24 protein-coding genes are annotated in these 19552 nt (G+C 66.6%); 16 read left to right on the forward strand and 8 right to left on the reverse strand.

The window, feature by feature from the left end; translation table 11 throughout:
- The first annotated feature begins 19 nt into the window (after window positions 1-19).
- The 15 genes from L2D00_10060 to recF all read left to right on the forward strand — a co-directional run bounded on the left by L2D00_10060 (window position 20) and on the right by recF (window position 11520).
- Entirely contained in the window at window positions 20-310 is a 291-nt protein-coding gene (locus tag L2D00_10060) for a hypothetical protein (GenBank protein ID WBQ12185.1), read from the forward strand.
- A complete protein-coding gene (locus L2D00_10065; protein ID WBQ12186.1) occupies window positions 307-732 on the forward strand; it encodes a Fic family protein in 426 nt (141 codons plus the stop codon). The genes L2D00_10060 and L2D00_10065 overlap by 4 nt, the downstream gene beginning before the upstream one ends.
- Window positions 733-776: 44 nt before the next feature.
- The gene (locus tag L2D00_10070) at window positions 777-1319 is read left to right on the forward strand and encodes a phosphopantothenoylcysteine decarboxylase (protein WBQ12187.1); all 543 of its coding nucleotides are present in this window, start codon (window positions 777-779) and stop codon (window positions 1317-1319) included.
- Window positions 1319-1954, forward strand: a complete 636-nt coding sequence (locus L2D00_10075) for a hypothetical protein (protein ID WBQ12188.1) — start codon at window positions 1319-1321, stop codon at window positions 1952-1954. The genes L2D00_10070 and L2D00_10075 overlap by 1 nt, the downstream gene beginning before the upstream one ends.
- Before the next feature lie 69 nt (window positions 1955-2023).
- Window positions 2024-2470: a hypothetical protein gene (locus L2D00_10080; GenBank protein WBQ12189.1), complete on the forward strand. Its 447-nt coding sequence runs from the start codon at window positions 2024-2026 to the stop codon at window positions 2468-2470.
- A gap of 401 nt (window positions 2471-2871) precedes the next feature.
- Window positions 2872-3411 carry a hypothetical protein gene (locus tag L2D00_10085; protein ID WBQ12190.1) on the forward strand — a complete coding sequence of 180 codons (540 nt, stop codon included), beginning with the start codon at window positions 2872-2874 and terminating at the stop codon, window positions 3409-3411.
- Window positions 3412-3483: 72 nt separating this feature from the next.
- Window positions 3484-3930 (forward strand): dUTP diphosphatase, encoded by a 447-nt coding sequence (gene dut, locus L2D00_10090; GenBank protein WBQ12191.1) that lies wholly within the window; start codon window positions 3484-3486, stop codon window positions 3928-3930.
- 94 nt (window positions 3931-4024) lie between these two features.
- A complete protein-coding gene (locus L2D00_10095; protein WBQ12192.1) occupies window positions 4025-4786 on the forward strand; it encodes a hypothetical protein in 762 nt (253 codons plus the stop codon).
- A gap of 75 nt (window positions 4787-4861) precedes the next feature.
- The gene (locus L2D00_10100) at window positions 4862-5056 is read left to right on the forward strand and encodes a hypothetical protein (protein ID WBQ12193.1); all 195 of its coding nucleotides are present in this window, start codon (window positions 4862-4864) and stop codon (window positions 5054-5056) included.
- A gap of 145 nt (window positions 5057-5201) precedes the next feature.
- Complete coding sequence (gene rbfA, locus L2D00_10105; protein ID WBQ12194.1) at window positions 5202-5585, forward strand: 30S ribosome-binding factor RbfA; 384 nt, start codon at window positions 5202-5204, stop codon at window positions 5583-5585.
- Window positions 5585-6550, forward strand: a complete 966-nt coding sequence (gene truB / locus L2D00_10110) for a tRNA pseudouridine(55) synthase TruB (protein WBQ12195.1) — start codon at window positions 5585-5587, stop codon at window positions 6548-6550. The genes rbfA and truB overlap by 1 nt, the downstream gene beginning before the upstream one ends.
- A gap of 3 nt (window positions 6551-6553) precedes the next feature.
- Window positions 6554-6823 (forward strand): 30S ribosomal protein S15, encoded by a 270-nt coding sequence (gene rpsO / locus L2D00_10115; protein ID WBQ12196.1) that lies wholly within the window; start codon window positions 6554-6556, stop codon window positions 6821-6823.
- Window positions 6824-6926: 103 nt separating this feature from the next.
- Window positions 6927-9050, forward strand: coding sequence for a polyribonucleotide nucleotidyltransferase (gene pnp, locus L2D00_10120; GenBank protein ID WBQ12197.1), 2124 nt, complete (start codon window positions 6927-6929; stop codon window positions 9048-9050).
- A 179-nt stretch (window positions 9051-9229) separates the two neighbouring features.
- Window positions 9230-10348, forward strand: coding sequence for a DNA polymerase III subunit beta (gene dnaN / locus L2D00_10125; GenBank protein WBQ12198.1), 1119 nt, complete (start codon window positions 9230-9232; stop codon window positions 10346-10348).
- On the forward strand, window positions 10345-11520 hold the full coding sequence (recF, locus tag L2D00_10130; protein WBQ12199.1) for a DNA replication/repair protein RecF: 1176 nt from the start codon (window positions 10345-10347) through the stop codon (window positions 11518-11520). The genes dnaN and recF overlap by 4 nt, the downstream gene beginning before the upstream one ends.
- A 12-nt stretch (window positions 11521-11532) precedes the next feature.
- On the opposite strand, the gene L2D00_10135 is transcribed toward recF, so the two are convergent.
- Complete coding sequence (locus L2D00_10135) at window positions 11533-13581, reverse strand: ATP-binding protein (GenBank protein ID WBQ12200.1); 2049 nt, start codon at window positions 13579-13581, stop codon at window positions 11533-11535.
- Window positions 13582-13718: 137 nt separating this feature from the next.
- Window positions 13719-14183, reverse strand: a complete 465-nt coding sequence (locus L2D00_10140) for a metallopeptidase family protein (GenBank protein ID WBQ12201.1) — start codon at window positions 14181-14183, stop codon at window positions 13719-13721.
- Window positions 14184-14271: 88 nt separating this feature from the next.
- On the opposite strand from L2D00_10140, the gene L2D00_10145 reads away from it, so the two are divergent.
- Window positions 14272-14778 (forward strand): MmcB family DNA repair protein, encoded by a 507-nt coding sequence (locus L2D00_10145; protein ID WBQ12202.1) that lies wholly within the window; start codon window positions 14272-14274, stop codon window positions 14776-14778.
- A gap of 497 nt (window positions 14779-15275) precedes the next feature.
- Here the strand turns inward: L2D00_10145 and L2D00_10150 are convergent, their stop codons facing one another.
- The 6 genes from L2D00_10150 to L2D00_10175 form a co-directional block, all read right to left on the reverse strand.
- Window positions 15276-15455 (reverse strand): hypothetical protein, encoded by a 180-nt coding sequence (locus L2D00_10150; GenBank protein ID WBQ12203.1) that lies wholly within the window; start codon window positions 15453-15455, stop codon window positions 15276-15278.
- Between the two features lie 32 nt (window positions 15456-15487).
- A complete protein-coding gene (locus L2D00_10155) occupies window positions 15488-16174 on the reverse strand; it encodes a ParA family protein (protein WBQ12204.1) in 687 nt (228 codons plus the stop codon).
- A 51-nt stretch (window positions 16175-16225) separates the two neighbouring features.
- Entirely contained in the window at window positions 16226-16741 is a 516-nt protein-coding gene (locus L2D00_10160) for a polymer-forming cytoskeletal protein (protein WBQ12205.1), read from the reverse strand.
- Window positions 16742-16868: 127 nt separating this feature from the next.
- Window positions 16869-17330, reverse strand: a complete 462-nt coding sequence (locus L2D00_10165) for a polymer-forming cytoskeletal protein (protein ID WBQ12206.1) — start codon at window positions 17328-17330, stop codon at window positions 16869-16871.
- Between the two features lie 169 nt (window positions 17331-17499).
- Window positions 17500-18045 (reverse strand): ActR/PrrA/RegA family redox response regulator transcription factor, encoded by a 546-nt coding sequence (locus L2D00_10170; protein WBQ12207.1) that lies wholly within the window; start codon window positions 18043-18045, stop codon window positions 17500-17502.
- 112 nt (window positions 18046-18157) lie between these two features.
- Entirely contained in the window at window positions 18158-19495 is a 1338-nt protein-coding gene (locus L2D00_10175; GenBank protein ID WBQ12208.1) for an ActS/PrrB/RegB family redox-sensitive histidine kinase, read from the reverse strand.
- Window positions 19496-19552 lie beyond the last annotated feature (57 nt).

The raw sequence follows: 19552 nt of genomic DNA on the forward strand, positions 1-19552 counted from the left end.
CCGCCATGGAGATGATGACATGCGCGAAACTGGCAATCCTGCGTTCGAACACGAGCCCCGGGCTGGCGGCGCCGAGCCTTCGGTGACCGAGACCCGCAAGCTGCGCAAGACCGGCAATAGCTATGGCGTGACCCTGTCGCGCCGGGCACTGGACGCGGCCGGCTTCTCACCGGACGAACCCGTCTCGATCAGCGTGACAGCGGGCTGCGTGACGATTCGCGCCGTGGGCGGCGATTATGACGCGACGGTCGAGGCCGGGCGCGAGGCGCTGGCGCAATACCGCTTCGCACTGGAACGCCTGGGCCGATGAGCGGGCCGGTTCTGCCGGACTATGCGGGGTTTCTGGCCGTGCTGTCGGATATCCTGATGGAGACCGCCGGCACGCCGCTGCAGCTGCAGCTGCGCGATGAAGGCCTCTTACGCTCGGCTTTCGCCCGGCCCCGGCATCTGGCGGCCTATGGACCAGAGCCGCATCCGTGCGAGGCGGCAGCGGCGCTGGCGTTCGGGATCTCCCGCAACCATCCGCTGGTGGACGGGAACAAGCGCGCGGCCGCGGCGGCGTTCCTGATCACGCTGCTGCTGAACGGCCTGAGGCTCGATGTCACCCAGACAGCGCTGGCTGAGACGTTTGAATCCCTTGCCGATGGCGCGCTGGACGAAGCTGGCCTGGCGCAATGGGCGCGGGACAACACGGTGAGCGACCGCCGGTTCTCCAAACCATCCGGGGCGTGACGCCTGAACCGGTCCGTATTATGGAGTGACGCTAGGAGGCCCGCATGAAAACCCCGCGCATACTCTTGATCATTGGCGGCGGCATCGCGGCCTATAAATCGCTCGAGCTGATCCGGGCGCTGGCGCGCGCGGGGGTGGCCTCGCGCTGCATCCTGACGCGCGCGGGCCATCACTTCGTGACGCCCATGAGCGTGGCGGCGCTGTCGGGCGAGAAGGTCTATGACGATCTGTTCTCCCTGACCGACGAGGCGGAGATGGGCCATATCGAGCTGTCGCGCTCAGCCGATCTCATTGTGGTGTGCCCCGCCACCGCCGATCTGATGGCCAAGGCCGCCCACGGCCTGGCCGATGATCTCGCCACCACGACCTTGCTGGCCACCGACAAGCCGGTGCTGATGGCGCCGGCGATGAATGTGCGCATGTGGCAGCATCCGGCGACCCAGGCCAATCTGGCCACATTGCGGTCGCGCGGCGTGACGGTGCTGGACCCCGATGAGGGCGAGATGGCCTGCGGCGAGTTCGGCCCGGGCCGCCTGCCCGAGCCGGATCGCATCACGCAGGCCGTGCTTGAGGCGCTGAAGGCCTGATGCGCGCCGTCCTCACCGCCGGGCCGACGCTGGAGCCAATCGATCCGGTGCGCTTTCTGTCCAACCGCTCTTCGGGCCGGCAGGGCTATGCCCTGGCCGAGGCGCTGGCGGCGCTGGGGTTTGAGGTCACGCTGGTGTCCGGACCCACGGCGCTGAACGATCCACCCGGCATCGAGACCGTGCGCGTGGAGACAGCGCGCGACATGCTGGCGGCGGTGGAAAGCGCCCTGCCCGCCGATGTGTTCATTGCGGTGGCTGCCGTCGCCGACTGGCGCCCCGCCGAGCCGTCCGCCATCAAGCTGAAACTCGACAAATCCGGCCATGGCGCGCTGAAGCTCGCCGAGAACCCGGATATCCTCCAGACCGTTGCGGCCCTGAGCCCGGAAGCGCGTCCGCGCCTGGTGATCGGTTTTGCCGCCGAGACCCATGATGTGCTGGCCCATGCCCGCGCCAAGCGCGCGCGCAAGGGCTGTGACTGGATCATCGCCAATGATGTCTCGGGATCCGCCATGGGCGGCGCGGACAATGCCGTCACGCTGATCACGCCCAACGGCGAGGACAGTCTGGCTGAGGCACCCAAGGCCGAGATCGCGCGCCAGATCGCCCAGCGCATCGAGGCGGCTCTGACCGGCTGATTTGCACCGTGCACGTCCGGCTTGTTAGGCTGACAGGGCCTGAACTCAGCCATCGGAGCCTTGCGACCCATGAAAACGCTTTTGTCTTGCGCCGCCCTGTCCCTTGCCGCCGCCAGCGCCGCTTCCGCCCAGTGCTATAGCCTTAATGGTGCCGGCGAAACCGAGCTGCTGGAGGGCTATTCCGTCACCGACGCCGCCGCCGGCCCCGAACTTATGGCGCGTCCGCCCGTGGGCGAGGACGCGATCGCCGTGCTGTGCCAGCGGCCTGCGCCGGAGTTCCGTGAAAAGGATTTCGAGCTCCTTCATCACGGCCTGTCGCTGTATGTGCGCTCGGGCGAAGGCGATGGCACGACGATGATCTCGCTGAGCCTGCGGGAGGGAAACCAGTACGCCGTGCAGCTTCATGAGGGCGAGCTCAGCGAGGCCGACGTCACGGCGATCACCGCCGTGCTGGAGGGGTTTGACGCCGGCGAGGCGGCACTGGCCCGCCATTATCAGGACCAGCAGGACGGCTGACGGGCGGAATCAGCAAGAGTGCCTGAAATGCCTCGATTCGAAGGTTGTGATTTATTCCCCATAGCGGCAAATTTATATCCCGTGCCAAGCATGGGAGCACCGCTATAGAGGGCAGGAAACGAGAAGCAATGGTATCGTTGAACTCTCACTCGACGAGATCGAACTCGTTCATGGTGGCAGGATCGGCACGGTCGTACGCGCTATTGGCCGAGCCATTCGTGATCGTCTTATCTATCAGGGCGTGGCAACCGTAATGGGTTCTGAAGGTTCAGACTTCGACTGGAACGAAGACGTTAAGGATCTTCAAGAGTCAGGCGGGTACCCCCGTTGTGGCATTGGGTGCCCCTACTGAGAATCATTTGGAGGCATCGCAGCCAGATAGCGCCTTCGGAAGTTGGTTGATGAGCTCAATGATTTGGCTTCCGGTATCGCTGGTTTTTGCTTCAGGTGTGGGGCTGGCGATTATACTACCAAGCGCCAGCCCCACACGGCGTCCGTTAGTGCTGCGGTTTCTATTGGCGATCATTATCTTCCTGCACATTGCCCTGGGCGTTCATGCCATTGGTTTGCCCCCGATTGTCATGTCCGTCGCTTTCACGCCGCTGGCTGAAGAGCTTGTGCGCCTCTACGTGTTGCGCGGCCGCAAGCCGGGCCTTGCGCCAAACTGGCGCGCGGCTGTCTATACCGGGCTGTTGTTCGCCCTGTTCGAGATGAACCGGCTGGTGCGGATGATCAATACGGACACCCTGCCCGATCACTCCGATATTGGCCTTGGTCCTGAAACCTATGTGATCATCGCTGCGCCCGTGCACTTTTTAATACATTGGGCAGGCCACAGCGTGTTTGGACTGGTCATGATTGCACTGTGGCGGCGTCCTTTGTTGCGCTATCTCGCGCCGGTGCTGCTGCATGGCATGATCAACTGGACCTATTACCTCTGAGCGGAAACCCTTTTCGATCCGCGCCAAACCGGATTAACGGTTAGGCACGCATCACAATCAGGATTTCCGCCCATGCAGCTGCGCGTCCGGACACTGGATCATTTCAAAGGGCTGGACCTGCCCGCCTATCAGACGCCGGGTTCGGCGGGGCTGGACCTGCCCGCCGCCGTGGCCGAAGAGGCGCCGGTGACCATACCGCCGCGCGAATGGCGCCTGATCCCCACAGGTATCTGCATCGCCCTGCCCGACGGCTATGAGGCGCAGGTGCGGCCGCGTTCCGGGCTGGCGGCGAAATTTGCCGTCACCTGCCTCAACACGCCGGGCACGGTGGACGCGGACTATCGCGGCGAGATCCGGGTCAATCTGATCAATCACGGGCCTGAGCCCTTCATCGTGCGGCGCGGCGAGCGCATTGCGCAGATGATCATCGCGCCGGTCACACAAATCGTCTGGTCGCCGGTGGATGAACTGGACGAGACCCAGCGCGGCGCGGGCGGGTTCGGCTCCACAGGGGTTTAGCCAGCATCTTAACGCTTCCCTAAGCGCCGCGGGTTTCAGGTGTCGCGCACGGCGCGCCGGACAGGCCGCGCGATTCGCCTATCAGGAGCCTTTCATGCATCAGGCCGGGATCGACGATATGGATGCCGGGCCGGACGAGGCAGGCTTCCTCTTGCAGCTGCGCCCGCCGCAGGCCGCTGATCCGGCCGCTCTGGCAAACCAGATCGATCTGTTCACAGCCCGTTTTCTGGCGCAGCGCGGGCCTGAAGCAGGACGCTACGCCCGGCTGGGACCGCTGACCTGGGCGCTGGCGGCGCCAGAAGCCGAGTGCGACGCGGTGCATGACGCCGCCCAAGCGCTGGGCGTCACGCTGTTCGGGACCGATGATGACACGGTCTGGCTGATCGAGCGCGGTCCGCACGCGCAGCCGGCCGGAGTGTATGACGCCGATACAGGCGATGTCTGGGATGTGGACGCAGGCCCCGGCCTTGAGGCTGGCGCGCCGCTCATCAATCTGGACAGCCTTGTTGAGCTGCCTGCGCGCCCCAGCGGGCCGGACATCGCCGGCGAACTGACCGCCTTCCGCTCTGAAATGCGCGCGATTGCCCGGGCGATCCCCGATGCGGCTGACCGCGAACGGGCGGCGCTGGGCGCGTTCCGCGAAGAGCTGGAGCAGATCACCCGCGCGGCGGGCGACCGCTTCGAGACTGCGGCCGGGCGGATCGAGACGGCCACCGCATCGCTGCCCGACGCCGCCGCGCGCGTGGAGGCCAGCGCTGCCATCATGGAAACCAGCGTGCGCGAGGCGCTGGAGGCCCTGACGCGCGCCTGCGCCGCCATGAGCGCGAGCCGTGATGGTGCCAGCCGGACGGGCTGACCTGCCCCGATTTCGCCTTGTTTGTTACATCGCGTTAATGTTAGGATTCCCCGGTAACAGCCTGGGGAGGCGGTCATGAAACTGGTGCTTGGCATAGGCGCGGCGGGCCTGCTCGCGGCGGGCGCTTGGCAGATCGGGCCCGAATACGCCGTCACCATCGCTGTTGAGGCCCTAACCCCCGCCCCTGAAATCGTTCAGGAGGTGCGCCTGGCGATCGATGCGCTGATCGAGCAGTTCAAAGGGCCTGGCGACGTTTCACCCGACGCCTGACGCATCACACACGATCTGATCTGGTCTGCAGCGGCAGGCGGGTGCCTTGCTTTCGCGCGGCCGCCCCTGTACATCCCGCCCCCTTACGCGAAGAGGGTCCGCCCGGTTCAAGTCCGGCGGATCTGGCCGCAGAGAGGTTTTTTCTATGAAAGCGCAATCCCAACGCCAGCTGCGTGCGGGCGAGCTTGTGCGCCGCGCGGTTGCCGACATCCTGCTGGAAGGCCATGTGCGCGAGCCGGCCCTGACAGGCGTGCCCGTGACCATCAGCGAAGCGCGCGTCAGCCCCGATCTGCGGCACGCAACGGTCTATGTCTCCGGCCTGACCGTGGCCGACCCCGAGGCTGTGGCCGCGGCCCTGAACAAGGCGGCGGGCTTCCTGCAGAAGGAGCTGGGCCGGCGGGTAGAGATGCGGTTCACCCCCAAGCTTCGGTTCGAGGCCGACAGCCGCTTTGATGACGCGGTGGAGGTCAACGAGATGCTGTCGCGGCCCGGCGTCAAGCGCGACCTGTCCGGCCCGGAGAGTGATTGATGGGACGGCGCAAGAAGGGCGACGCGGTTCATGGCTGGGTGGTGCTCGACAAGCCGCTGGACATGACCTCCACCCAGGCCGTGTCCGTGGTGCGCCGCCTGTTCAATGCCCAGAAAGCCGGCCATGCCGGGACGCTGGACCCGCTGGCCTCGGGCGTGCTGCCGATTGCTCTGGGTGAGGCCACCAAGACCGTGCCGTTCGCCCAGGAGGCAGGCAAGACCTATCGCTTCACCCTGCGCTGGGGTCAGTCGACCACCACCCAGGACGCCGAGGGCGATGTCATGGCCGAGAGCGATGTGCGCCCGCCGCCCGAGGCCGTGCGTGCCGCCCTTGAGGCCTTTGTCGGCGATATCGAACAGGTGCCACCGCAGTTTTCAGCCGTGAAGGTGGATGGCGAACGCGCCTATGATCTGGCGCGGGCCGGCGAGACCGTTGAGCTCAAGGCCCGTCCGATCCGGATTGATGGCCTGACCCTGGTGGACGCACCATCCGAGGATCTGTGCGTGATCGAAATGCGCTGCGGCAAGGGCGCCTATGTGCGCGGCCTGGCGCGTGATCTGGCTGCAGCGCTGGGGGCCGAGGGCCATGTCGCCGCGCTGCGGCGTATGCAGGTCGGTGCATTCACGGCGGCGGAGGCCGTCACACTGGACGCGCTGAAGGATTTGGTGCATAGACACGCCGCGCTGGAAGCCCTCAAACCGGTCGAGACCGCGCTGGACGACATCCCGGCCCTGGCCGTGACCGAGGACGAGGCATTTCAGTTGAGGCAAGGACGGCCGATCGTGCTGCCTCCCCGGCGAGCTTCAGAGCTGCGCGACCTTCGACGCCCCCGCGATATCGGGGGAAAGGACTATTCGAAGGCCGTTGTGGCAATGGGGCGTGACCGGGCAGTTGCGATCGGCGAGGCGCGCGCGGGGAAGCTTTCCCCGGTGCGCGTGTTTCAATGGGAACAGGAGCCCAGATAGACGATGTCGATTACGATTGAACGCAAGGCCGAGCTGATCAAAGAGCATGGCCGGACTGAAAACGACACCGGGTCTGCCGAAGTCCAGATCGCCGTGCTCACCGAGCGGATCGCGAACCTGACCGGCCACTTCAAGACCCACAAGAAAGACAATCACTCACGCCGCGGCCTCCTGAAAATGGTGTCGCAGCGCCGCCGTCTTCTCGATTACCTCGCGAATACGGAGCGCGATCGCTACACGGCGATCGTCCAGAAGCTGGGCCTTCGCCGCTAGGCGGGCCAGACGAAACGCCGGCCGCCAGGAGGCGAGCCGGCGTTTCCATATCCAAGGCCTGCGCAATCCGGTGCAGGTCTCACGTACGTACGAATGGAAAATCATGTTCGATATACAGACTGAAACGATCGAATGGGCGGGCCGCACACTCACCCTGGAAACGGGCCGCATGGCACGTCAGGCCACGGGTGCCGTGCTCGCCACCTATGGCGAGACCACCGTTCTGGCCACAGCCGTGGCCATGAAAGAGGTGAAGCCGGGGATGGATTTCTTCCCGCTCACCGTGAATTACCAGGAAAAATACTTCGCCGCCGGCAAGATCCCGGGCGGCTTCTTCAAGCGCGAAGGCCGCCCCACCGATAAAGAGACGCTGACCTCGCGCCTCATCGACCGGCCGATCCGCCCGCTTTTCCCCAAAGGCTTCAAGAACGACACCCAGGTGATGATCACCGTGCTGTCGCACGATCTGGAAAATGATCCCGATGTGCTGGGCATGGTGGCCGCCTCGGCCGCGCTTTGCCTGTCCGGTCTGCCCTTCCTGGGCCCGATCGGCGCGGCACGCGTGGGCTATATCGACGGCGAATACGTCATCAACCCGAGCGTTGTGGAGCTGGAAGACAGCGCCCTCGATCTGGTGGTCGCCGGCACGGCCGACGCCGTGATGATGGTGGAATCCGAAGCCAAAGAGCTGTCCGAAGAGATCATGCTCGGCGCCGTGATGGCCGGCCATGAGAGCTTCCAGCCGGTGATCGAGGCGATCATCCGTCTGGCCGAGCGCGCCGCGAAAGACCCGTGGGACTTCACCCCGGAAGATCATTCCGGCATCGAGGCCCAGGTCCGCAAGCTGATCGCCAAGGATATCGAGAAAGCCTACACGATCACCAACAAGACCGAGCGCGTTGCGGCGCTTTCCGGTGCCAAGGCCAAAGTGCTCGACATGCTGGCCGCCAGCGACGAGCGTCCCGATGGCGTGCCGGGCAGCGTCCTCAAGGACGTGCTGAAAAGCGTGGAAGCCTCGGTAGTGCGCGGGTCGATCATCAAGACCGGCAAGCGTATCGATGGCCGCAAGCTCGATCAGGTCCGCCCGATTGTGTCGGAAGCCGGCATTCTGCCGCGCACCCACGGATCGGCCCTGTTCACCCGCGGCGAAACGCAAGCGCTGTGTGTGACCACGCTGGGAACGGGCGAGGATGAGCAGTTCATTGACGCGCTCACAGGTACCTACAAAGAGCGCTTCATGCTGCACTACAACTTCCCGCCCTATTCTGTGGGCGAGACCAGCTTCCGCCTGGCCCCGGGCCGGCGCGAGATCGGTCACGGCAAGCTGGCCTGGCGCGCGCTCCACGCCGTCATGCCGACCGCCGAGCAATTCCCCTACACCATCCGCCTGGTTTCGGAGATCACCGAGTCCAACGGCTCGTCCTCCATGGCGACGGTGTGCGGCGGATCGCTGGCGCTGATGGATGCGGGCGTGCCGATCAGCCGTCCGGTCTCCGGTATCGCCATGGGCCTGATCAAGGACCCTGAAGGCGTGGCCGTCCTGTCCGACATCCTGGGTGACGAAGATCACCTGGGCGACATGGACTTCAAGGTGGCCGGCACCGAGATGGGCATCACCTCGCTGCAGATGGACATCAAGATCGCCGGCATCACCCAGGACATCATGCACACCGCGCTGGAACAGGCCAAAGCGGGACGTGCGCATATCCTGGATGAAATGACCAAGGCGCTGGGCTCCAGCCGCTCGGGTCTGGCGGCGCACGCGCCCAAGATCGAGACCATGCAGATCCCGACCGACAAGATCCGTGACGTGATCGGCACGGGCGGCAAGGTGATCCGCCAGATCGTTGAAGAAACCGGCGCCAAGCTGGACGTCAACGATGATGGCCTGATCAAGATTTCCGCCGTGGACCAGGGTGCCATCGATGCAGCGCGCGACTGGGTGTACTCCCTGACGGCCGAGCCGGAAGTGGGCAAGGTCTACAAGGGCAAGGTGGTCAAGGTGGTCGATTTCGGCGCCTTCGTGAACTTCTTCGGGGCCAAGGACGGGCTGGTGCACGTCTCCCAGATGAAGTCCGAGCGCGTGAACCATCCGTCCGACGTGGTGTCGGAAGGCCAGCAGGTCTGGGTCAAGCTGATGGGCATGGATGATCGCGGCAAGTTCAAGCTGGCGATGAAAGTGCTCGATCAGGAGACCGGTGCCGAACTGGCTGCCGACGAAGACTAGGGCGCGCCCACCCGCGCCGACTGACCGGAAAGCCCCGGCTGCAACTGCAGCCGGGGCTTTTTGCATCCTGTCATGCGCAACAGGCCCCTTCTTGCTGTGGTTTTTTTTGGTTTAAGGTGGCTTCTCATATTCAGGCGATTCTGATCCGGTCGATTCGCCCTGCGCAATTGAGGCGAGACATGAAGCTGATCATCGAACGGGCTGCCCTGCTCAAATCGCTCGGACACGTCCAGGCGGTGGTGGAGCGCCGCAATACCATTCCGATCCTGTCCAATGTGCTGGTCAAGGCCGAGGAGGGGTTTGTGCGCTTCACCGCGACCGATCTCGACATGGAGATCGTGGAGGAGGCCGAGGCGCGCACCGAACGGCCCGGCGTGGTCACAGCGCCGGCCCATACGCTGTATGAGATCGCGCGCAAGCTGCCGGAAGGCTCGCAGGTGACGCTGGAACTGGGCGGGGAAGACCCGCGCATGACGCTCTCGGCCGGGCGCTCACGCTTCAACCTGCCGGTTCTGCCGCCGGGTGATTTCCCGGTGATGCCCAGCGAGGATCTTGCGGTGACGTTCGCCTGCCCGGCGCGCGAAATGGCGCGGCTGATCGACAAGACCCGCTTTGCCATCTCCACTGAAGAAACACGTTACTATCTCAACGGCATCCACATGCATGCCGCCGAGCGCAACGGTCGCAAGACCCTGCGCGCCGTGGCCACCGACGGTCACCGCCTCGCCCTGGCCGAAACCGATCTGCCCGACGGCGCGGCGGGCATGCCTGCCGTGATCGTCCCGCGCAAGCCGATCCAGGAATTGCGCCGCCTTCTGGAAGACCTGGACGGCGACGTCAATGTCTCGGTGTCCGACGGGAAGATCCGCTTCCAGCTGGGCGCAGCGGTGCTGACGTCCAAGCTCATTGACGGGTCCTTCCCCGATTATGAGCGGGTCATTCCGCGCGGCAATGACAAGATCCTGCGCGTCGACCGCGCCCCGTTCGCCCAGGCCGTGGACCGCGTGGCCACCATCAGCCAGGAGAAGTCCCGCTCGGTGAAGCTCGCCTTGTCTGACGGCCAGCTGGTGCTGACGGTCAATAACCCTGAAAGCGGCGCGGCCAGCGAGGAGTTGTCGGCGGACTACAGCGCCGAGGCTATCTCCATCGGCTTCAATGCGCGCTATCTGCTGGACGTGGCCGGGCAGATCGAGGGCGATGAAGCCGTATTCGAGTTTGCTGATTCCGGTTCGCCCACCCGGGTGACCGACTCCGGCGATCCCGACGCCGAATATGTTCTGATGCCGCTGCGGGTGTGATCGGCGCGCCCCGCCCTCATCCTGCAGACGGCAGCCCGGCGGTCACGCGGCTGAAACTGACCGGGTTTCGCAACTACGCCCAGCTCGATCTGACGCTGGATGCGCGCCCTGTTGCCCTGTTCGGCCCCAACGGCGCAGGCAAGACCAATCTGGTCGAGGCGGTGAGCTTTCTGGGTCCGGGGCGCGGCGTGCGCGCCGCCGGAGCCGATGCCGTGCGCATGAAGACGGGGGGCGTCCCGTCCCCCGTCTGGGCTGTGTATGCCGAGGCCATGACGCGTGATGGCGCGGTCAGCCTTGCGACCGGCTCCGACCCGGCCGAACCCTCAAGGCGGCGCACGCGGCTCGATGGCGCGGCGGCCACGCAGAGCGATCTGGCCCGGCTGTTTCCCATGGTGTGGCTGACCCCGCGCGAGGACCGGCTGTGGGCCGGACCACGGGCTGACCGGCTGAAATTCCTCGACCGGCTTGTGCTGGCCGGCGCGCCCGACCATGCGGCGGCGGCCACGGCCTATGACAAGGCCCAGCGCGAGCGCCAGCGCCTGCTGGACCGGCTGCAGCACGGTGGCCGCGTCGATCCGGCCTGGCTGGATGCGCTGGAAGCGGAGATGGCCCAGCACGGCGTCGCCCTGGCCGCTGCCCGGCTGGACGCACTGGCGCGTCTGCAGGCCGAAATTGACGCCCGCCCAGACAACGCGTTTCCCAAGGCCGATCTTGCGCTGGATGGCGTGCTGGAGGCGCGTCTGGCCGAGGGAATGAAAGCCGGTGAGGCCGAAGACTGGTTTGCCGTCACCCTGAAAGCCGCACGGCGCCGGGACGGCGCGGCGGGACGCGCGCTGACCGGCCCCCATCGCACGGAACTGGCGGCGCGCCACCGTGGCAAGAACCAGCCGGCCGCAGACTGCTCCACGGGTGAGCAAAAAGCGCTGGTTCTGGGACTGGCGCTGGCCCAGGCCGGCGCGGTCCGCAGGAGCCTGGGGGCAGCGCCCGTGCTGATTCTCGACGAAGCCTGCGCCCATCTCGACGCCGCCCGGCGCGAAGGTCTCGCCGAAGCGATCCTGACGCTGGAGGCCCAGGCCTGGCTGACGGGTGTGGAGGCGTCGCTGTTCGCTGCCTTTGGCGCGGGCGCACAGCATTTCCGCATCGAGGCGGGCACAGCGCAAGGAGCCGGATAGACCGGCCCGGACCTAGCTGGCGGCGCGGGTTTCGGTCGCGGAGGGCGCGACCAGCCGGGCGCAGGCGGATAGCAGCACGTCCTTGCTCACCGGCTTCGCGACATAGCCGTCCATGCCCATGGCGCGGTAGCGGGCTTCATCGCCCTGCATCGCATCGGCCGTCAGCGCGATCACCGGCACATCGCCGCCGGGCAGTTCGCGCAGGCGTTGCAAGGTCTCTTGGCCGCCCATCACCGGCATGTGGGCATCGAGGAGGACAAGATCGAAATGGCCCGCCGTGAACAGGTCCAGCGCGGCACCCCCGCTGTCCGCCTCGGTCACCAAGGCCCCTGCGGATTCCAGGAAAGCCCGCGCGACGAGGCGGTTGGTCGCATTGTCATCGACCAGCAGGACTGACGTCCCGTACAGCACGCGATGGTCGGACTGGGCTTGGCTGGCGGTCAGCAGGCCGCTGCCGGCGGCGGCAAGGAAGGAGAAGACGAAGCGCGATCCGGTGCCGGGCGTACTGTCGATGATCACGTCCCCGCCCATCCGCCGGGCCAGTTCACGTGCAATAACAAGGCCCAGGCCGGCACCGCCATGGCGGCGGGCGGAGGAGCCGTCGGCTTGGCTGAAGCGCTGGAACAGGCGCGCCTGCACCTCTGGAGAGATGCCCGGGCCGGTATCGGTGACAGCCATCTCGAGGCGCCAGCCCTCTGTGCCAGCCGGCACGGCGCGCGCGGCCACATGGACCGATCCGGCGCTGGTGAATTTCACGGCATTGGCGATGAGGTTCGACAGGCATTGGCGCACGCGCACCGGATCGAGCTGCACGCTGGCCGGCAGGGTTTCCAGATCACAGTCCAGCCGCAGCCCCTTGGCCAGCGCCCCGGCGCGGAACAGATCGCACGTGGCGCTGACCAGCGCGCCCGGATCGACGGGTTCAGGGATGATGTCCACGCGCCCGGCCTCGATCTTGGACAGATCCAGCACATCATTGAGCACGCCGAGCAATTGCTGGCCGGATTCGATGATCGTCCCGACCTTCTCCTGGTCAGCATAGCCCAGATGCGGCCCGGCGAGCGCCTGGGCCATGCCCAGCACGCCATTGAGCGGCGTGCGCAGCTCATGGGACATATTGGCCAGGAAGGCCGATTTGGCGGCACTGGCGCTGCGCGCCTCCACCAGCGCGGTTTTCAGCTCCTGGGCCAAGGTCTCGGCATTGTCAGCCAGTTCCGACACCGCGATGTATTGCGCCACCGAGGCTGCCAGCGAGACTTCCTCCGGGGTCCAGGCCCGGGTCTCGCCCACATGTTCGCAGCACAACACGCCGCGCACGCCGCGCCCGGTGCGGATCGGTGCATCCAGCAAGGCGCGCACACCCAGCGGGGTCAGATAGTCCTGGCCGAAGGCGGCGGTCACGGGGTCCGACCAGGCATCCTCCACACACACGGTGCGGCCGGTCTGGATCGCATCGAAATAGGCCGGGTTGAGGTCCCGCTCGACGCGCTGGCCGGCAGCCATGGCACCGGTGCGGGCATCGAACATGTGCAGGCAGGTCAGGCCCTGACCGTCTTCGTCCAGACGCCAGACGCCGACGCGGCACACATCCAGCAGCCGGCTCAGCCGCTCGGCCGCTTCGGCCATCAGACGCTCGGCAGACCAGCGCTCGACCATGTGGGCGCGGCCCAGCGATTCCAGCCCGGTATTGAACTGGCGCGAGCGCTCCAGCGCGCTCTGCAGCCCGGCTTCGGCAATGCTGCGGGCGGTCACTTCCTGGTCGAGCCGGTTGATGAGCGGGATCCAGCGCAGAAAACCGTAAATCAGCAACACGATGCTGAGCGTGTAGCCCGAATAGACCATTAGATCGAGCGCGCTGACGGTGAGGCCGATCCGGTCATAAACGGCACCGGCGAAATGCTTGCTGGCGTCCATCGAGGCCGACAGGGCCACGCCCAGCTGGCCGATCAGGAACAGGCGCGCCCGGTCCTGAAGCCGCTTGAGCCGCCAGGTCACCAGCCAGAACAGGCCGGCCATGGCGATAGCGGCCACCATCAGCGTGACGTCACCGATGACTTCCATGGGCGGGCGCTCCTCGATTGGCCGGAGTATGGCCCGGCGGCAGTAAAGACGGCGTTGACGGGCCGGGGCCCGGGCGCAGCCGGTTTGTGGCCCACGGCACGCACGGGTCGCGCGCCGAGTGGGCAAGGCTTTTAAACTCAGTCGCTTGCCGTGTCCTCAATAGCGTGCATGGCCGCATCGGACAGGCCGAAATGATGGCCGATCTCGTGCACCAGGACATGGGCGATCAGCTCGCGCAGGGTGACATCGCCGCGCTCGCACCACTCCATCAGGATGGGCAGGCGGTAGAGGAAGACATGGTCCGGCCCGCCCTGGGGGTCGGCAATGGATTTATGGGTCAGATCGACGCCGTGATAGAGGCCCGTCAGCTCGTACGGGCTCTCCATCTCAAAATGGCGAAGCGTCTCTTCGTCTGCAAAATCAGTGATTTGAATGACAACATTCCGGCACATGGCCCGGAACGCCTCCGGCAGGCCGGCAAACGCGTCTTCGGCGATGGCCAGGAAATCCTGGCCCGAGGGCGCGCAGGCCGGGGCGAAGGCGGCGGCCGGGCCGGCCAAGGCCGTCATGGGGGCAGGCGGGGCGTCATCAGCGTGCGTCATGGTATGGCAGGTAAGAGCGTGACGAGGCCGGTGTCGAGCCCGAAATTCGCCCTTGCGCTGCGAATAAAAGGTGAACATGATGGCGGCTATGGCCGTATCCGAAACCCATGGCAGCGCCCCGGACAGCGCCCCTGACAGTGCGGAGGCGCGCGCCCGCAAGGCTTTGGCGCGGGCCGGAAACCCGGCGATTGACGATGCCCGCGCCCTGGCCCGCGGGGCGGCGCGCCTGCTGGCCGATCTGGGCGTGTCGGCGATTCCTGAGTTTACCCTGCCCTGCGGGCGAAGGGCCGATCTGGCGGGGCTGGGCCGCAAGGGCGAGATTGTGATCGTGGAGATCAAATCGGGCCTGGCGGACTTTCGCGCCGACGCCAAATATCCCGATTATTTCGCCTGGTGCGACCGGTTCTATTTTGCTGTTTCGCAACGCTTTCCAGCCTCGATCCTGCCGCAGGCCTGCGGGCTTATCATCGCCGATCCGTTCGGCGGCGCGGTGGTGCGCGACAGCCCGGTCCAGCCGCTCGCCCCCGCCCGGCGCAAGGCGCTGACCCTGCGGTTTGCCCGCTGCGCCGCCGAGCGCGCCCTGCGCGCGCTCTAGGCAAAGGCCCGGCGGGCCTCGGGGACGCGTCTGACGGGCGGGGACAGAGGCGGGGATAGCGCGGGTCCGACAGCCCGTATTGCGTGACATGACCGCGCCGTGAGGGGACATGAGCGGCCGCCGTGGGGACATGACCGGCCGTGACCGGGACATGGCCGCGCCCCGGGCGGCCCGGGGCCGCGCAACGGGCGCTGCACCCGCTTCAGGCGGGACGCCGGCGCGCACGCCGGCCCGCCCCACCCGATCTATCCCCCATGCGAGCACAAGGCCCGGCGTGGATAGCGCGCACCCCCACCCCGGGGACACGGGACGCACGGGGCGCCAGGGGCGCGGGGGATTATCGCTGTTTTCAGGGGTCAAACGCCCCGGTTTCGGAGTCACAACAGACGCGCACGGAGGTCATGGCGGCCCGGCAAGGAGTCAAAAGCGCGCTTTTCAGGTCCGGCCGCGCCAGCGGCGCGCCGAAACGCCCCGCCGGGACTCATTTGAGGGACCGGTCAGGCCGCCCCCGGCAGCGGCAATTCAATCTCGCCCATGATGCGGTCTGTCTCGCTGAGCACCTTGATGATGCGCTGGTAATCCTGGATGTCGGCGAAGCTCAAAGCCCGGCCCTTGCGGTCCTTGAGCCATGTGAAGGCTAGCCGCAGTCGCGAGTTTGCGCCAACCGGGCCGCGCATGCGCCCCTGGTCCGGCACCGGGCGTGCCGGGGTCAGCGGGCCTGATGGAGGGCGGCGATCTCGGTCGAGATCCATTGGAAGAAGCCGCGGTCTTCGCGGAACACCGAGGCGATATTGGTATCGCCCGGTTCGAAATGGAAAACGTCGCGCAAGGTGCGCGAAAAGGGCAGCGCCGGAGCGATCTGGATGGAGCGGCCGCGGAAAATATCGCGCAGGCGCCGGGTGTCGTCATCGCCGAACACCTGGTTGGGCACGATCACGATGCGGGGCCGCACGCCGGTCAGCTCGGCCAGCTGGGACGCTGCGCTGTCCAGCTCGGGCAGATAGGCCTGGGTGGCCATGATGTCGGCATCCGACAGCGAGACCGGAACAAAGATCATGTCAGGCGCAATGGCCGGAACCATGGTGCCGGCGGGAAAACCGGCCGGCGTGTCGACGAACAGGGTGTCGGTGCCGGCCCGGCAGGTGTCGATCGCGGCGCGCACGGCATCGGGCGCAACCTTGTGCCCCTCGCCATACTCGTCTGCGAGATAGAAGGACTGGACACCCGATCCGGCGAATCGGCGCACGGCGTTGTAGGTGGTGCGCAGACGGTCGAAATCGACCACGCACACGCGCCGGTGATGGGTTGCGGCAAAGTGCAGGGCGCTGAGGAAGGCAATCGTGCTTTTCCCGGCACCACCCTTTGCGTTTGCAAACATCACGGTGGTGCAGGTCACGACGGGTTCCCGGGCTCGCCTGGTGTCAACAGATCGGTAAAACGGCCCCACCTAGCTGTTGGGCCCGTCGCTCTTGTCGGTCTTCGGGTCTTCGTGCTCGGCTTCCCGGTCGGATTCGGGTTCGGGTTGGGACGCCGCCTGGGCGATGGCGACCTGCAGATTGCTCAGCGAGGATACGCCTTCGGTGCGCTTGGCGCGGCCCTGGGTGTTGATCTGGCCGATCAGCTGGGCGCCCTCGTGGGCTTCCAGCGATCCGTAGGTGATCGTGCCTTCAATGCGGCCCGCCTCACGGATGATCAGCTTGCCCGACAGGATCAACGTATCTTCCACGCTGCCCATGATGTCGGCGGTCTCGCTGGAGATGTCGCCGGCGACACGCCCCTGCTCACCCACGATCAGGTGCAGCGCGCGCAGCTTGCCGCTGAACTGGCCGTCGATGCGCGCGGCACCGTCCACGTCAAGCGTGGCACCCTCTACAGAGCATTTCTCGCCCATGAAGAACGACAACTCCACATCGCTCTCGGGAATGCCGGACTTGCCAGGCTTGGAAGATGACGCATTGCTCATAAACGACCCCGCACTCTAATGACTTGGTGATTCACCCTACTCGTCTCCGGGCGATGACTTCAAGCCGGAACGGACGGCAAAACAGCATTCGCGCACGCCGGCACGGGCCGCGCGGGATGCAGGCCTGTCAGATGGTTTGGCCGGGCCCGTCCTTTGGCCGTGTCTGCAAGCCCAGCAAGACAGGGCGCAGCGGCGGCACATCCGGCCCGGTGCGCCCTGTGCGCAGCTGGCCGCCGCTGCCGGAGCCAGGCGTGTCCAGCGCCGCCGGATCAAATCCGCGCCGGCACACACCGTCCATGACAGCCCCGCCCTGGATGGTCAGCGTATCGTATGAAATCTCGCCCTGGACCGAGGCCGGCGGCACCAGCACGACGCTGCGCGCCTGCACCACGCCCTCGATACGGCCATGAACGGCCAGGGTGTCAGCGATGATATCGCCTTTCACCACAGCGTTCTGACCGATCATCAGGGACCCGGCCCTGACATCGCCTTCCACCCGGCCGTCGATCTGAACTTCGCCCGCAGACGCGATGGACCCGATGATCACAATGTCCTGGGCGAGAATGGAGGGGGCCTTGTTCGATTTCATCTCGGATCCAATCCGCTGCGCACGCAGCCGCCGCGCCGGCAGCCCTGTCTCCAGCCTGCTGTGACCGCTTTTTCGTACCCGATCAGACCGGGATAGCCCAGCCTCAAGTTCGAGCCGTGCAGATGATTCGTCCGGACCCGGCCGGCCCCAGGCGCGCGGGGCGGCGGCGCTAGCGCGGTGCCCGCTTGGCCAGGATGCGCTGCAGGGTGCGGCGATGCATGTTCAGGCGGCGGGCGGTTTCGGAGACATTGTGGTCGCACAGCTCGAACACGCGCTGAATATGCTCCCAGCGCACGCGGTCGGCGCTCATCGGGTTTTCCGGCGGTTCGGGCTTGGTGTCGGGCAGGGCCAGCAGCGCCTTGACCACATCGTCGGCGTCGGCGGGTTTGGACAGATAATCAATGGCGCCCGATTTCACCGCCGCCACAGCGGTGGCGATATTGCCGTAGCCGGTGAGCATCACCACGCGGCAATCGGGCCGCTCGGCGTAAAGCGTGCGCACCACGTCCAGCCCGTCGCCGTCGTCCAGGCGCAGGTCCACCACTGCGAAGGCGGGCGGGGCGCTGCGCGCGCGGGCCTTGGCCTCGGCCACGCTGCCCACGGCGGTGACGTCAAAGCCGCGCGCGGTCATGGCGCGGCTGAGCCGGTTGAGGAAGGGCGCGTCATCATCGACGAGGAGCAAGGTGGCGTCGTCCGGCAAAACCAGATCAGACATGGGGCGTGGGTCTCCAGCCAGAACAAAACAGTCTGGGGACTTAACTAGACGATATGCACCCGATTTCGAAGGCTTTGTGGTGAAAACGCCGCACAAGGCTTGCGCCTGCGCCTCAATCCTCGATTTCCAGGCCGCTGCGCGGCAGGGTGATCTCCACCCGCGCGCCGCCGCCCGGCGCGTTGGACAGGGTCACCTTGCCCTGGACCCGCTGGGCCAGGGTCATGGCGATGAACACGCCCAGACCCAGCCCCCCATGACCCGGTTCGGCCTGGCGGGTGGTGACATAGGGCTCGCCCAGCTTGGCCAGAATGTCGGGCGGGAAGCCCGGCCCGTCATCTTCCACGGTGAAGCTGACATGGCGCGCCGTCCAGGCGCCGGTGACGATGACGCGCGTATCGGCGAAGTCCACGGCGTTTTCGATGAAATTGCCCAGCGCATAGATCAGCTCCACCCGGCGGCGCAGCACCGGGGCGCGCGCCTCCCCCAGCGGGGCCGACAGGCGCACGGAAATGGGCGCGCCCACGCCCTGCAGCGGCGCGGCGGCCTCCTCCATGGCTTCGCTCAGGCCCAGCCGGTCATGCATGCGGTCGCCCGCATCGCGCATCTGGGACAGGCGCTGGAGGATTTCGCGGCAGCGCTGGGCCTGGGAGACCAGCAGTTCGGCATCCTCTTTCAGTTCGGGATCGGTGGCCGCGCGCAGCATTTCCTTGGCGGTGAGCTGGATGGTGGCCAGCGGTGTGCCCAGCTCGTGGGCGGCGGCGGCCGCCAGGGCACCCAGCGCCGACAGGCGCTGCTCGCGCGCCAGCACGCCTTGGGTCGCCGCCAGCGCCGCGCCCATGCGGCGCGCCTCGCCCGCCACGCGCCAAGCATAGATGGCGGTAAAGGCGATGGCGATGACCAGCGCCAGCCCCGTGGCGGCCAGGTAGAGCGGCGGCAAGGCGAAGACCTCGCCGGGCAACCAGGGCAGGGGCAGATGCCAGACCGCCAGCCCGCTGGTGCCCGCCAGCGCCAGCGCCCCCAGCGACAGCCACCAGCGGGCCGGCAGGGCGGCCACAGAGATCACCACCGGGCCGACAATCATCACGGCAAACGGATTGGCCAGACCCCCGGTGAGGGCCAGCAGCGCCATCAGCTGAATGAGGTCAAAGGCCAGCTGGGCGAAAGCCTCGCCGTCACGCGCCAGGCGCTGGGTGGAAACGAAGACCGGCAAGAACGCATTGAGCGCGGCGCTGGCACCGATCAGCACAAAGCAGCCGGCCAGCGGCAACTGGAACCCCAGACCGAAATGCACGCCCAGGACCGTCGCGGTCTGGCCCGCCACTGCCAGCCAGCGCAGGAAGATCAGCGTGCGCAGGCGGACCCGGCCAAATACCGGCGCCAGATCACCGCCATCCACCGGATCGTCGGGCGCGCCGATGGCGGCGCGGGCAGGGCTGAAGCTGTCAGTCATGGGCGGCGCGCTCCTGTTGGACGGCATGGGCAAGACCCGGGCAGCGGGATGAGGCCG

Source organism: Hyphomonadaceae bacterium BL14 (assembly GCA_027627705.1).
Lineage (GTDB): Bacteria > Pseudomonadota > Alphaproteobacteria > Caulobacterales > Maricaulaceae > Oceanicaulis.

Bases quoted from the DNA above. Each gene is read 5' to 3' on its own strand.
- L2D00_10060 (WBQ12185.1), top strand. From the start codon at position 20: ATGCGCGAAACTGGCAATCCTGCGTTCGAACACGAGCCCCGGGCTGGC.
- L2D00_10065 (WBQ12186.1), top strand. From the start codon at position 307: ATGAGCGGGCCGGTTCTGCCGGACTATGCGGGGTTTCTGGCCGTGCTG.
- L2D00_10070 (WBQ12187.1), top strand. From the start codon at position 777: ATGAAAACCCCGCGCATACTCTTGATCATTGGCGGCGGCATCGCGGCC.
- L2D00_10075 (WBQ12188.1), top strand. From the start codon at position 1,319: ATGCGCGCCGTCCTCACCGCCGGGCCGACGCTGGAGCCAATCGATCCG.
- L2D00_10080 (WBQ12189.1), top strand. From the start codon at position 2,024: ATGAAAACGCTTTTGTCTTGCGCCGCCCTGTCCCTTGCCGCCGCCAGC.
- L2D00_10085 (WBQ12190.1), top strand. From the start codon at position 2,872: ATGAGCTCAATGATTTGGCTTCCGGTATCGCTGGTTTTTGCTTCAGGT.
- dut (WBQ12191.1), top strand. From the start codon at position 3,484: ATGCAGCTGCGCGTCCGGACACTGGATCATTTCAAAGGGCTGGACCTG.
- L2D00_10095 (WBQ12192.1), top strand. From the start codon at position 4,025: ATGCATCAGGCCGGGATCGACGATATGGATGCCGGGCCGGACGAGGCA.
- L2D00_10100 (WBQ12193.1), top strand. From the start codon at position 4,862: ATGAAACTGGTGCTTGGCATAGGCGCGGCGGGCCTGCTCGCGGCGGGC.
- rbfA (WBQ12194.1), top strand. From the start codon at position 5,202: ATGAAAGCGCAATCCCAACGCCAGCTGCGTGCGGGCGAGCTTGTGCGC.
- truB (WBQ12195.1), top strand. From the start codon at position 5,585: ATGGGACGGCGCAAGAAGGGCGACGCGGTTCATGGCTGGGTGGTGCTC.
- rpsO (WBQ12196.1), top strand. From the start codon at position 6,554: ATGTCGATTACGATTGAACGCAAGGCCGAGCTGATCAAAGAGCATGGC.
- pnp (WBQ12197.1), top strand. From the start codon at position 6,927: ATGTTCGATATACAGACTGAAACGATCGAATGGGCGGGCCGCACACTC.
- dnaN (WBQ12198.1), top strand. From the start codon at position 9,230: ATGAAGCTGATCATCGAACGGGCTGCCCTGCTCAAATCGCTCGGACAC.
- L2D00_10135 (WBQ12200.1), bottom strand. From the start codon at position 13,581: ATGGAAGTCATCGGTGACGTCACGCTGATGGTGGCCGCTATCGCCATG.
- L2D00_10140 (WBQ12201.1), bottom strand. From the start codon at position 14,183: ATGACGCACGCTGATGACGCCCCGCCTGCCCCCATGACGGCCTTGGCC.
- L2D00_10145 (WBQ12202.1), top strand. From the start codon at position 14,272: ATGGCCGTATCCGAAACCCATGGCAGCGCCCCGGACAGCGCCCCTGAC.
- L2D00_10150 (WBQ12203.1), bottom strand. From the start codon at position 15,455: ATGCGCGGCCCGGTTGGCGCAAACTCGCGACTGCGGCTAGCCTTCACA.
- L2D00_10160 (WBQ12205.1), bottom strand. From the start codon at position 16,741: ATGAGCAATGCGTCATCTTCCAAGCCTGGCAAGTCCGGCATTCCCGAG.
- L2D00_10165 (WBQ12206.1), bottom strand. From the start codon at position 17,330: ATGAAATCGAACAAGGCCCCCTCCATTCTCGCCCAGGACATTGTGATC.
- L2D00_10170 (WBQ12207.1), bottom strand. From the start codon at position 18,045: ATGTCTGATCTGGTTTTGCCGGACGACGCCACCTTGCTCCTCGTCGAT.
- L2D00_10175 (WBQ12208.1), bottom strand. From the start codon at position 19,495: ATGACTGACAGCTTCAGCCCTGCCCGCGCCGCCATCGGCGCGCCCGAC.